General features: G+C 54.1%; 13 protein-coding genes. 3 read left to right on the top strand and 10 right to left on the bottom strand.

All coding sequences use genetic code 11. The features are described from left to right. Positions 1–5: 5 nt before the first annotated feature. The 7 genes from fabF to RG807_RS00795 all read right to left on the bottom strand — a co-directional run bounded on the left by fabF (position 6) and on the right by RG807_RS00795 (position 5,478). Entirely contained in the window at positions 6–1,253 is a 1,248-nt protein-coding gene (gene fabF, locus RG807_RS00825) for a beta-ketoacyl-ACP synthase II (RefSeq protein ID WP_309043150.1), read from the bottom strand. 139 nt (positions 1,254–1,392) lie between these two features. Then, entirely contained in the window at positions 1,393–1,626 is a 234-nt protein-coding gene (gene acpP, locus RG807_RS00820; protein WP_012136033.1) for an acyl carrier protein, read from the bottom strand. A gap of 137 nt (positions 1,627–1,763) precedes the next feature. Next, positions 1,764–2,507 (bottom strand): 3-oxoacyl-ACP reductase FabG, encoded by a 744-nt coding sequence (fabG, locus tag RG807_RS00815; RefSeq protein ID WP_309043149.1) that lies wholly within the window; start codon positions 2,505–2,507, stop codon positions 1,764–1,766. 18 nt (positions 2,508–2,525) lie between these two features. Further along, positions 2,526–3,464, bottom strand: a complete 939-nt coding sequence (gene fabD / locus RG807_RS00810) for an ACP S-malonyltransferase (protein WP_309043147.1) — start codon at positions 3,462–3,464, stop codon at positions 2,526–2,528. Positions 3,465–3,593: 129 nt separating this feature from the next. Then, positions 3,594–4,595, bottom strand: a complete 1,002-nt coding sequence (gene plsX, locus RG807_RS00805) for a phosphate acyltransferase PlsX (protein ID WP_298447839.1) — start codon at positions 4,593–4,595, stop codon at positions 3,594–3,596. 43 nt (positions 4,596–4,638) lie between these two features. Beyond that, positions 4,639–4,818, bottom strand: coding sequence for a 50S ribosomal protein L32 (gene rpmF / locus RG807_RS00800; protein ID WP_298447841.1), 180 nt, complete (start codon positions 4,816–4,818; stop codon positions 4,639–4,641). 105 nt (positions 4,819–4,923) lie between these two features. Then, positions 4,924–5,478 carry a YceD family protein gene (locus RG807_RS00795; RefSeq protein WP_298447843.1) on the bottom strand — a complete coding sequence of 185 codons (555 nt, stop codon included), beginning with the start codon at positions 5,476–5,478 and terminating at the stop codon, positions 4,924–4,926. 138 nt (positions 5,479–5,616) lie between these two features. On the opposite strand from RG807_RS00795, the gene RG807_RS00790 reads away from it, so the two are divergent. Further along, positions 5,617–6,213: a Maf family protein gene (locus RG807_RS00790; protein WP_309043146.1), complete on the top strand. Its 597-nt coding sequence runs from the start codon at positions 5,617–5,619 to the stop codon at positions 6,211–6,213. A 19-nt stretch (positions 6,214–6,232) separates the two neighbouring features. On the opposite strand, the gene RG807_RS00785 is transcribed toward RG807_RS00790, so the two are convergent. From RG807_RS00785 to rluC, 3 genes are read right to left on the bottom strand one after another with little or no spacing between them, the layout of a single operon-like run. After that, the gene (locus tag RG807_RS00785) at positions 6,233–7,258 is read right to left on the bottom strand and encodes a S49 family peptidase (protein WP_309043145.1); all 1,026 of its coding nucleotides are present in this window, start codon (positions 7,256–7,258) and stop codon (positions 6,233–6,235) included. A 38-nt stretch (positions 7,259–7,296) separates the two neighbouring features. Then, on the bottom strand, positions 7,297–7,944 hold the full coding sequence (locus RG807_RS00780) for an HAD family hydrolase (RefSeq protein ID WP_309043144.1): 648 nt from the start codon (positions 7,942–7,944) through the stop codon (positions 7,297–7,299). Further along, the gene (rluC, locus tag RG807_RS00775; RefSeq protein WP_309043143.1) at positions 7,944–9,008 is read right to left on the bottom strand and encodes a 23S rRNA pseudouridine(955/2504/2580) synthase RluC; all 1,065 of its coding nucleotides are present in this window, start codon (positions 9,006–9,008) and stop codon (positions 7,944–7,946) included. The genes RG807_RS00780 and rluC overlap by 1 nt, the downstream gene beginning before the upstream one ends. Before the next feature lie 55 nt (positions 9,009–9,063). Between rluC and RG807_RS00770 the strand changes: the two genes are divergently transcribed. Further along, a complete protein-coding gene (locus tag RG807_RS00770; RefSeq protein WP_298447853.1) occupies positions 9,064–9,378 on the top strand; it encodes a hypothetical protein in 315 nt (104 codons plus the stop codon). A gap of 243 nt (positions 9,379–9,621) precedes the next feature. After that, positions 9,622–12,756, top strand: coding sequence for a ribonuclease E (gene rne, locus RG807_RS00765; RefSeq protein ID WP_309043142.1), 3,135 nt, complete (start codon positions 9,622–9,624; stop codon positions 12,754–12,756). The last annotated feature ends 3 nt before the right edge of the window (positions 12,757–12,759 follow it).

The following is a 12,759-nucleotide window of genomic DNA, read 5'->3' as shown; positions in this document are numbered from 1 at the left end:
GCCCCTTAGCCTTCGTAGCGGCGCATAATCAAGGTGCCGTTGGTTCCACCAAAGCCAAACGAGTTGGATAAAGCCACGCGAACATCAGATTTTCGGCAGGTATTAGGCACCAAATCCAGATCGCAACCTTCATCGGGATTATCCAGATTGATCGTGGGCGGCAGTACGCCATCACGTATAGCAAGCAAGGAAAATATAGCTTCAACCGCACCGGCTGCGCCGAGCAAGTGCCCTGTCATGGACTTGGTGCTGCTCATTGCCAGTCGGCCTGCGTGTGCACCAAATACCCGCTTGGCGGCTGCAATCTCTGCCACATCGCCGACCTGCGTTGAAGTGCCATGGGCGTTGATGTAATCAACATCTTCCGGTTTCAGGCCTGCGTCTCTCAGCGCATTGTCCATCGAGCGGGCAGCGCCCTCGCCATCTTCCGGCGGCGCGGTAATATGGTGAGCATCATCACTCATACCAAAACCCACCAGCTCGCCGTAAATGGTCGCACCACGCTTTTTGGCGTGCTCCAACTCTTCCATCACAAGAACCCCGGCACCGTCACTCAGTACAAAACCGTCGCGATCCCGATCCCATGGGCGACTGGCTTTTTCCGGCTCGTCATTACGGGTTGAAAGTGCGCGGGCGGACGAGAAGGCCGCAACGCCTGTACGCGTTGTTGCCATTTCAGAACCACCTGCAAGCATGACATCGGCATCGCCGTAAGCAATGGTGCGGGCAGCGTATCCAATGTTATGAGTACCGGTAGTGCAGGCGGTCACTATGGCAATGTTCGGGCCTCGGTACCCGAAGCGAATGGCGGCATTACCGGAGATCATGTTGATCACCGATGCGGGAACAAAGAACGGCGACACTTTGCGCGGGCCAGACTTTTCCATTGTCAGCACGCTCTTTTCGATATACTCAAGCCCGCCAATACCTGAGCCGATAGCAATACCAACTCGATCCTTATCCAGCGCTGCATATTCTGCAAGCCCGCTGTCATCGACAGCTTGCTGAGCGGCAATCAGGCCGTAGTGAATAAACGCGTCCAGTTTTCTGGCTTCTTTTGTCGAGAGATAGGACTCCAGATCCAGGTTTTTGATTGCACCACCAATGCGGGTGCCATACCCGGACGTATCAAAACGGTCGATCATGCCGATCCCGCTTCGCCCGGCAAGAACAGCCTCCCAGGACGTCGCTACATCGTTTCCCAGTGGAGACAACATCCCCATGCCCGTGATAACAACCCGTCGTTTACTCATAACTGCGCTCACCTGGTCATTTCATGCGTCAGTGTTGCTGAATGAACCCGCATTTCGGGTCATTTTTAGGCAATAAAAAAGCCGTCCCTCACTGAATGACAAGGACGGCTTTTCGCCTGGCTAACTACAATGCAGAGTATCAGGTATGCGCGACGATGTAGTCGATCGCGTCCTGAACACTGGCCAGCTTCTCGGCTTCTTCATCAGGAATTTCAGTTTCAAATTCCTCTTCCAGTGCCATCACCAGCTCAACGGTGTCCAGTGAGTCAGCGCCAAGATCCTCTACAAAAGAAGATGAGTTCTGAACTTCGGACTCTTTAACGCCCAGCTGTTCACAAACGATCTTCTTAACGCGCTCTTCAACTGTACTCATAATGTCCTCACTTATTGTGTATCTACCAAGCAACTCAAGTGCTGCCAGTTTAGTGTAAACCCTACCTGCAAACAAGCAGGGATCCGGTTAAACATGTTGCGCGACAACGAGTTGCGCACGAGCTCCGATGCTGGAGCTTATCCCATGTACATTCCGCCGTTCACATGAATGGTTTCCCCAGTCACGTAACCGGCAACATCCGATGCCAGGAAAGCAACAAGCGCTGCCACCTCTTCCGGCTCCCCCAAACGACCCGCGGGTATGATTTCCAGCATAGCTTCACGCTGCTTGTCGTCCAGTTTTTTTGTCATATCTGTGTCGATAAATCCAGGGGCTACACAATTCGCTGTGATGCCACGATTCGACATTTCTTTAGCAAGGCTGCGGGTAAACCCCTCAACGCCGGCTTTTGCTGCACAGTAATTGCTCTGCCCGGCATTGCCCATACTGGCAACCACAGAGCTTACGTTGATAACGCGCCCCCAACGTGCCTTCGCCATGCCTCGCAACACAGCTTTAGTCGTACGGTACACGCTTGAGAGGTTGGTTTCGAGAACCGCCGCCCAATCATCGTCTTTCAGCCGCATCAGCAGGTTATCACGGGTGATGCCAGCATTATTGACCAAAATCAGAGGTGCCGCAGATCTATTGGCTATTTCTTTCAGGCCAGCTTCAATGCTTTCGGCATTCGCGACGTTCATCACGATGCCATAACCGTTTGCACCAGCCGCCTGGAGGTTTTCGGTAATAGTTGCTGCCCCCTCTGCGGTTGTGGCAGTGCCGACAACCTCTGCACCCTGCTTTGCGAGCGCCAGAGCAATAGCTTTTCCGATTCCGCGAGTAGCACCGGTTACCAGTGCTGTTTTACCTTCCAGAGACATGCACAACTCCATTAAACATCAAGACGGTTCAAATGCCGCAAGTGCAGCAGCCAACGCCTCGGGGTCTTCGATGCCATGAACGGCGAGCCCCCGGTCAATTCGCTTGGCCAGCCCTGCAAGCACTTTGCCAGTGCCACACTCAAGGGCAACCTTAACGTCATTCCCCACCAGTGTGCGAACCGAATCCGTCCACAATACCGGAGAATACAACTGCTTCAACAGATTTGCCTTTAGTGTAGCTGAATCTGTAACCGCTGCAGCGTTAACATTCTGTATAACCGGGATGACAGCATCGTTAAAACGAACCTCATCCAGAGCCTGACCCAGCTCTTCAGCTGCGCCCTTCATTAAAGCACAGTGCGAAGGAACGCTGACCGGCAAAGGCATAGCCTTACGCGCGCCCCTGGCTTTACAGGCTTCAATAGCCCGATCAACCGCGGCAACTGAGCCGGCAATGACAACCTGGCCGGGCGCGTTAAAATTAACCGCTGCCACCACATCGCCATTCGCAGCTTCTTCACAGGCCGCAACAACATCGGCGTCCTCCAGACCAAGAATAGCCGCCATTTTGCCTTCGCCAGCAGGAACGGCCTCTTGCATCAGTTCACCACGCAGGCGCACCAATTTCACAGCTTCTACAAAATCAAGGCTTTCAGCAGCTACCAGCGCACTGTACTCACCCAGACTGTGCCCCGCCAGAAAATCGGGCCGCGGCCCGCCGGCAACAAACCACTCACGCCATAGTGCGACGCTTGCAGTCAGCATCGCGGGCTGGGTAATCATGGTCTGATTGAGCTCTTCTGCCGGCCCTTTCTGGCAAAGATGCCACAAGTCGTAGCCCAGCACATTCGAGGCTTCTGCAAAGGTTTTGTTAATCATGGGCCAAGATTCGGCAGCTATGGATAGCATGCCAACCGACTGGGAACCCTGTCCGGGAAATATAAAGGCTGATTTCATAAGCGGGATCTTATCGTCATTGGGAGTTTCAGGAGATTAGCCAATAGTACAAGTTGGCTGGATTTTGCGCGAATAAACCGAATGATTTCAAACAAGCTCTTTTTCAAGGAGCCAGAGGCAGAGGGCTACTCAAAGCATCAAATCATCGAGACGCTCATTAATGCGCCTGGGGACCTCGAGTTCAACCTCAAGAACGGCTTGGCGAATGGCCGCAAGCATGGCCCGTTCATTGGCGTTGCCGTGGCTTTTTATAACCACGCCCTGAAGGCCAAGAAGGCTGGCACCATTGTGCCGCGAAGGATCCATCAAACGGAGAAGCCTACCGATGATAGGACGTGCGAGAAGACCTACAAAACGGCCGTAAAGAGTGCGGGTAAATGCCTGCTCCATCAACTCAATAAGCAACCCGGCGACACCCTCGCCCGTTTTCAGCGCGATATTACCCACAAAGCCATCACAAACCACTACATCCGCAACATCACGAAACAGATCACTGCCTTCCACGTAGCCGATATAGTTAATGGAGTCGCATTGGGCGAGCATGTGAGAGGCAAGGCGAACTTGCTCGTTGCCTTTTATCTCCTCCTCGCCAACGTTCAACAGCGCCACTCGAGGCTCGCCCTGACTGCAGATTGCCGATGCCATCAGTGAGCCCATCAGGGCATATTGGTAGAGGTTTTCCGCACTGGAATCAACGTTGGCGCCAAGATCCAGAACATGGCAGCGCCCCCGTAGCGAGGGGATAAGTTTGGTGATTGCAGGGCGTTCAATGCCCGGATACATACGGATAATGGAACGACCAAATGCCATCAAGGCCCCGGTATTCCCCGCACTGACACACCCCTGAGCCTCGCCATCACGCACCAGCCTCAAGGCAATTGCCATGGACGAGTTTTTTTTATGCCGCAACGCATGGGACGGGCGCTCGTTCATGCGCACAACGTCTGCAGCTTCAACAATACGAATTCGTGGGTGCCCCTCATGCAACAAAGCCTCAAGCTCACTCCGGATTCCCACCAGAATGAAGCTCAAGGCTTTGTTTTCACACACCGCTTCGAGGGCCGCAGCTACTACCACTGCCGGGCCTCGATCGCCACTCATGGCGTCAACCGCTATGGTAACCGGATTCACCGCTTGCCCACTCGATTGAGGTTTGCGCGGCTATACAACGAGATTACTCGTCGTTAGCTTCGATTACCTGCTTGCCACGGTAAAACCCGTCTGGAGATACGTGGTGACGGCGATGAACTTCACCCGTTGTTGAATCAGTGCTCAGAGCTGCAGTGCTCAGGGCATCGTGGGCACGACGCATGCCACGCTTGGAACGAGTCTTACGGTTCTTCTGTACAGCCATGGTTCTACTCCTGACCTGTTAACGTAAACTTTACTTGAATAGGGTTACGAATAACGTATGTTCGTTTGATTGCGCCGGCGCCCATTATAGATGCCCACGCCCTGATTAATGCTTTGTATTCTTGAGCCCCGCCAGCACACTGAACGGGTTTTCGCCTGCCTTCTTCTCAGGTTTTGCAGAAGAACCATCTGGCTCATAAGCTTTCAGGTCTTCGTTAGCCGGGCATTCGCCCCGATCGTGAAGAGGGTACGGCGCCAAAACCAACAGCAACTCGTCCTCTGTCATCGACCACAAATCCGCACTGAAATCATCAGTCAGAAAAGGTTCAAGGTCTTTAGGCAAACCTTGGGCCTGCTCATCACTGGTCACCAGCCCAAGTACGAACTGAGAAACCAACACAGATTTCATAGGCCCCATGCAACGCTGGCACTCCAGATTTACCGGAACCTCCAACTCACCCGAGACGATGCGGCGACGCTCGCTATCCTTATAAAAGGACAGCTTTACGCGACAGACAGCACCATCTTCAAACCCAAAAACAGCTTCACGGAAACGAGACAATGCACTGAGAGGAATTTCTCCCTCCAGTACGCTGTTGTGCTCCGCCAACTTATATGGGTCGACTATTTTCGGTAATTCGGCACTAGACGCATTTGACATAGGCGCGCAATTCTAGGGGCGAAGCTCGCTGCTGTCAAAGACTTCGTCCGCTTTTGCCAAGGGCTTTCCGTTTTCGTAGGTGTATTTTACGATACGGGCACAGAAATTGGCCCAAAATTATCGAAGGAGCACCGACTCATGCCCCGGAAACACCTGCTGCTGGCGTCTTCTTCCCCTTATCGCCGGGAGCTTCTAGCCCGGCTCGGGCTGCCCTTCAGCTGTGCAAGTCCGAATATTAACGAATCACCAGTACCAGGAGAAGATCCCGTTACCCTGGCGACACGCTTAGCCGAAAGTAAATCCATCGCCTTGGCTTCCAGTTACCCAGGACATTGGATTATTGGCTCGGATCAAGTTGCCGCCCTACCCAACGGCACCCTGTTAAATAAACCCGGAAATTACTCAACTGCCTTCCAGCAACTGGAGCAGTGCAGTAGCAAAAGCGTCAACTTCCATACCGGGCTTGCGCTTCTGGACGTCGACTCCGGAAATCTACAAACTTATTGTGAGCAATTTACCGTACATTTTCGCGATCTGACGACCCGGGAGATCGACGCATACCTGCACAAAGAAGAACCTTACGACTGCGCGGGCAGCTTTAAAATGGAAGGCCTGGGCATAAGCCTTTTCCGAGAACTGCAAGGCAGAGACCCGAACAGCCTTGTCGGCCTCCCACTTATCGCGCTCAATGAAATGCTGATAGCCTGGGACAGAAATCCGCTAATGGAGCCCTAGCAACCTCTCCCGCCCGCTATTAGCGTAATTCCAGTCGAGACTCCACGAGTTGCGAAGCAATGCCCTGACCAAAAGAGACACCAAGCTGATCCACAAGATCTCGCAGCGCCCCTTTGCGGCGACTGTAATCGACCAAGTCTTCCTGACCAACAATCTGCCTGGCAACATAGGAGGTGCTTCCCAGCCCATCAATCAGCCCAAGCTCAAGAGCCTGCTCTCCACTCCAAACCAACCCACTAAACAGCCGCTCATCGTCCGCAAGGCGGTCTCCGCGCCCTTTCTTTACAGCCTCTATAAATTGCTGATGCGTGTTCTCGAGCACGCTTTGCCAGAAGGCCACCTCCCCTTCTTGCTCTGGGGAAAACGGATCCAGGAACGCCTTGTTATCGCCTGATGTATAAAGCCTACGCTCAACACCCAGCTTATCCATAGCACCTGTAAACCCGAAACCGCCAGCTACAACACCAATAGAGCCTACAAGGCTGGCGCGGTTTGCGTAGATTTCATCAGCCGCTGCCGCAATATAATAAGCGCCGGACGCACCGATATCCGAGATCACCGCATAGATTTTCTTCTCCGGGTGCTCGCCCCTGAGGCGTTTGATCTCGTCGTAAATATAACCGGACTGAACAGGACTCCCTCCCGGACTATTAATACGTAATATCACCGCCACAGCATTCTCCTGCTCAAATGCTGATCGCAACGAGCCAACAATATTGTCGGCACTGGCGATCTCATCAGCAGAAATTGGCCCGCTAATTTCGACAACCGCTGTATGCTCGCCAGTTGTTGCCTCCAAGCTCCCACCGAGCGGTGACCAAACAATCGCCAACAGTGCAAACAGGTAAGCAAAGGTAAGGAACTTGAAAAAGATACCCCAGCGCCGGCTACGACGCTGCTCAGACTGCAATGACATCACCAGCTTTTCTATCAACTTCCAGTCGCGCCCTGTCTCCGGCGGCAGGTTTGGCTTGCGTCGCAACGCACCTTGCTCGGCAGGTTTATCTCCCCACTCAGGCGCTTTATCGGAATCCCAGTCACTCATGAACGTTTCCTGTCAGAAATAAATTTACCAAGGCCAACCTACAAACCAAGTACGTCGCGAAGGTCCGCAACAGTATCTACAATCGCGTGAGGCGCATAATCACCAAGCACGTCGCGCTTGTGCACACCCCACTCCACACCAATAGAGGGCATACCGATTCGCTGCGCCATTTCCAGGTCATAGCGGGTATCGCCGATCATGACGGCTTCGGCAGGTTTGATGCCATAAAAAAGCAAAATCTCTTCCAGCATGCGCGGATCTGGCTTGGATCGGGTTTCATCGGCGCAGCGGGTAATATCAAAATGCGGCCCCAACCCACTGGAAACCAGCGCGGGCTCAAGCCCTCTGCGACTTTTGCCAGTTGCTACCGAACACCCGCGACCAGAACTCTGAAGATCCAGTACGACATCCGCCATACCTTCAAAAAGATTCTGCGGCGTTGTTATTTTACGAAAGAAATAATTCGCATACCCTTCTCGTATGCTTGTTATCTCGTCGCGACCAAGCCCCGGATAAAGCCGCTCCAAAGCCTCAACCATGCCCAAACCAATTATGTCCCGGTATGCCTCTCGCTCCAGCGCCGGGTACCCGAGATCTGTGGCTGCCTGGTGCAGGCTCTCGGCAATATGGTCTACGGAATCCACCAAGGTTCCATCCCAATCGAAGATAACCGCTTTCACATCCATTAATCTGCTCCCGTCGCACGCACTTCAAGCCTGCCTAGCACGTGACTGAATACATCATCATAAGGTGCCTCAAACCGAACCGCCTCCCCGGTAACAGGCAGGGAGAATTCGAGTGCTCTGGCGTGCAACATTAAACGCTGCCCACCAACCGCCCGAAACGCTTTGAGACTTACATCATCCATATACTTGTCATCACCCGCTATCGGATGACCGGAACACAAACTGTGAACGCGAATCTGATGGGTTCGACCAGTAATGGGCGAGGCCTCCACCAGACTGTACCCTTTGTAGCGCTCCAAACAACGAAAGGTTGTCAATGAGGCCTTGCCAGCTTCATCCACCCTGACCCGACGCTCCCCATTAGGCATTTCATAGCGCAACAAAGGCTCTTCAACACGACTAAGCTTATCCGGCCAATCCCCGGCAACCAGTGCATGGTACTGCTTGCGAATGCGCCTTTGCCGAAGTTCATCTTGCAAAAAACGCAAAGCTGAGCGTTTCTTGGCAACCATAACCAGACCGGAAGTATCCCTGTCCAAGCGATGCACCAATTCGAGGAAGCGCGCCTCCGGCCGAGCTGACCGCAGCACCTCAATCAACCCGAAACTGAGACCACTACCACCGTGCACTGCTATTCCAGATGGCTTATTAACCACCAGCATCTGGTCGTTCTCGAACACTACCGCAGCCTCTACGACACTCTGCACCCGACTACCTGGAGCAGCTTGCGGCACTTTTTCTTTCCGTATAACCGGTGGGATACGCACCTGATCGCCCGTCACAAGACGGGTATCCGGCTTCACCCTGCCCTTATTAATTCGCACCTCGCCTTTGCGCACGATGCGATAAATGATGCTTCTGGGCACCCCACGAAGCTGCGCCAACAAAAAATTATCCACGCGCTGACCATGGTTATCCTCATCTACCGTTACCCATACAACCCCCTGCTGCACCACTTGCGGGCCAGGGCTAGCCTGCTTGCTGTCTTCGCGAGACACCGGATGAGGCGCCGACTTTCTCACCCGGGATTTAGCGGGCTTTCCGGTAGCAGTTTTGCGGGACATAAGGTTCCTTTCACGGGTGGTAAAACTGGCGACAAAAGCAGGATTGAACGGTTCTTTGAATACTGTTATATTCCGGCGTGATCTGTCGTTTGTCTACGGCCTGACCTACTCTAGTCAGAAGCCGGAGCGGCAGAAGAGTATACCGACACTATTCAAGAGTTTGAACGCCGGACGCCCAATCACTATCGGGCACGGCGTAAGAAATGCTTCCGGAGTGTCAGAGCAGACCCGTAAAAAGAAACGGCGAGCTGACACCGGAGAAACTGAAACCGCGCGGAAAACCGCCGGGCGATATCGCGAAGAATCACTGCCACGCAAGGCCGGGCCGTCCAGCTTACGAATACGACGTGAGACCCAGGCACTTGTGTGAACTAGAAAACGGATTATATGCGCCAACAGACACGAACCCTATACGACTCTTCTCTGCCATTAGGTAGGCGGATTGTCAGCGGTGGTCTCAGATCAACGGGATCATACCCCGGAAGGGAATGATTCGTCTGTCCGCCGCTCACCCCCTGATGTAACAGGGCCAGCGGCACGCATATCCCTGCTTCGCAGATGCGACGCCCTATGGTTTTCTGTCAAAATTTACTGACAGGAATAACCTCTTTCCATGAAAAGAATGCTCATCAATGCAACTCACCCAGAAGAGTTGCGCGTCGCCCTGGTTGACGGCCAGCGTCTGTTTGACCTCGATATCGAATCCAGCTCCCGTGAGCAGAAAAAGGCCAACATCTACAAGGGGCGAATTACCCGCGTAGAGCCGAGCCTGGAAGCCGCATTTGTAGACTTCGGTGCAGACCGCCATGGCTTTTTGCCATTAAAAGAAATCTCCCGGGATTACTTCAAAAAGTCACCAGGCCAGATTGAAGGCAAGGTGAACATCAAGGAAGTGGTTGCTGAAGGTCAGGAAGTCATTGTTCAGGTTGATAAAGAAGAGCGTGGTAACAAAGGTGCCGCACTGACAACCTTTATCTCCCTTGCCGGCCGCTATCTTGTGTTGATGCCCAACAACCCTCGTGCAGGTGGTATCTCCCGCCGCATTGAAGGGGAAGAGCGCGCGCAGCTGAAAGATGCCATGAACAGCGTTCAGGTGCCCAAGTCCATGGGCATTATCGTGCGCACCGCAGGCATCGGCCGCACGTCTGAAGAGCTTCAGTGGGATCTCGACTACCTGGTGCAATTCTGGGAAGCCATTACCCAGGCCGCCGGTGAGCGCAAGGCACCCTTCCTGATTCATCAGGAAAGCAACGTTATCATCCGTGCTGTTCGCGATTACCTGCGCCAGGATATCGGAGAGGTACTGATCGACTCGGAAGGCGTTTACGAAGACGTGCTTAACTTCGTTCGCGCAGTAATGCCAACCTTCGAGAACAAGATCAAGCTGTACAAGGACGAAATCCCTTTGTTCAGCCGGTATCAAATTGAAGGCCAGATTGAGACCGCATTCCAGCGTGAGGTAAAGCTCCCCTCTGGCGGCTCTATTGTTATCGATCCAACAGAAGCTCTGGTTTCCATCGACATCAACTCATCCCGTGCCACCAAGGGCCAGGATATCGAAGAGACCGCTTACCAGACTAACCTGGAAGCAGCCGAAGAAATTGCACGCCAGCTCCGCTTGCGAGACATGGGCGGCCTGATCGTCATCGACTTTATCGACATGACCCCAGCCAGACACCAGCGCGAAGTCGAGCAGAAAATGCGCGAAGCCCTGGAAATCGACCGTGCCCGTGTTCAGGTTGGCAAGATCTCACGCTTCGGACTGCTGGAGATGTCACGCCAACGGCTGCGCCCTTCTCTGGAAGAAACCCGCAGTGAAGTCTGCCCGCGCTGTGAAGGCCAAGGCACGATCCGTGGCATCGAATCCCTGGCGTTGAGCATAATGCGCCTTATCTACGAAGAGTCATCCAAGGACAAGACCGGAGAGGTGCGAGCTATAGTGCCGGTTTCTGTGGCCACATTCCTGCTTAACGAAAAGCGCAAGCAGCTTGCCGATATTGAAGCCCGCCAGGAAGTGAACATTGTTATTGTGCCGGTTCCCCATATGGAAACACCGCACTTTGAAATCCTGCGTATGCGCGACGACGAAGCAGCTCCGGAGCATGTGTCGAGCCACCAGGTAGCTCAGGAATACAGCGAGCGCGAAGAAGAAGTCTTTGAAACGCCAGCAGCGGACAAACCTGCTCGCGAACAGGCTGCCATAAGGGCTATTCGCCCAAGGGCTCCTGTTCCGACCGCAGCAGCCCCGCAAGCAGCTGCCGCCCAAGCGTCAGCAGAGCAAGACGATGGCCTGTTCCGCAGAATAGGCCGCAAGATTGCGTGCTTCTTTAGCGGTGAAGAAGAGTCTCAGAGCGAAGTCAGCGGCAAAGGCAAAGCCAAGGCAAACGCTAACCGCGAAGATCAGCGCAACCAGGCTCGGCAAGATCGGCGTAAAACACGTGTTGCCCGCGATAGCCAAAACGCTGGCGGAACCAACCGCAAGCCTAACGAGCGCCGTCAAGGCAACAACCAGTCGAACCGCGGTGACGAAAACCGCTCGCGCGGCCGCAACCGCAACGACGACCAGGCCCGTCCCAATCAGAATCGTCAGGCTGCTGACACCGACACCAAGGGCTCTGACAACAGATATGGTGAAAGTCGCGGTGGCGATAACCGTCGGGACAACCGAAAAGATGGCCAGAACCGTGGTCAAAACCGCAATCGCCCGCAGCGTGAAGCTAAAAATAACGGTGATCAAAAAGACACGGTTCAGCAAGACGCCCCACAAAAGGCCCCTACTGAAAAGTCCAGCTCTGACGATAGCCGTCGTAAGCCACGCCGCCCCCGTAATCGGGATGGCTCACCTTCCGAGAACCCGGCATCTACACCGGCTGCCCGCAAGAACACCCGCAATGAGCGGCATCAGAAGGACACTCAGCCTGAAGCAGGTAACGACAACGCTGATGTAAAAACAGCAGCCGCAGCTGTGCCTGCAAAGGCCAATGCTCACGTTACTACCGATGCACCTGGAGCTCAGCAAGCCGAGCAAAAGCAACCGGAGCAGGCGAAAAAGCCTCAAGTTCCAGCTAAAGATTTGGCAGCTGAAAAGCCCGAAGTACCTGCTGCAAAGCCTAAAGTTGATACACCTGAAGCGACAACCGAGGCGAGCAAGGCATCTCCTGCCCCTAAGGCTAAGGAGCCTGAGGCCCAGAGCGCTAGTGAGCGCACCCCTGAGCCTGCCAGCAAGCCCACAACTGAGCCAGCGCAAAAGCCTGCTGCAGAGACCGAACAGAAGCCCTCAGCAACAGCCGAGCCCACAGTAAGAGCTGCAGAAGCGTCTTCCGCTAAAGCCGAAGAGCCATCTGCTAAAGAAATTAAAGAGCCTTCGGCTAAAGAGGCTAAAGAGCCCTTAGCTAACGAGACCAAAGAGCCTTCAGCCAAGCAGACTAAAGAAACACCCCCTGCAAAGGCTGAGCCTGCCGCTCCTGAAAGCGAAGCAGCTCCGGCTCGAAAGCCAAGATCAGCGCCCGCCAGAAGCAAAGCCAAAGCTGCCGCTGAGGATAAGCCTGCAGAAGCTGAGGACAAGTCTGTAGGGAAGGCACCGGCAGATAAGCCCGCGCCAGAACAGAGCAAACCTGCTCCGGCAGCAGCCACGCCGGTGGCTGATACTGGCATTCCAGTAACCCCCGGGCGCGCATACAACGACCCTCGTGAAGTGCGCAAGCGCCAACGAGCGGCCGAAGCAGCCAAAAAATCCGAGGAAAACTAACCG

Origin of the sequence: Marinobacter sediminicola (genome assembly GCF_031157525.1) — a bacterium.
Taxonomy (GTDB): Bacteria; Pseudomonadota; Gammaproteobacteria; order Pseudomonadales; family Oleiphilaceae; genus Marinobacter; species Marinobacter sediminicola.
This window is presented reverse-complemented; position numbering and strand designations above follow the sequence as displayed.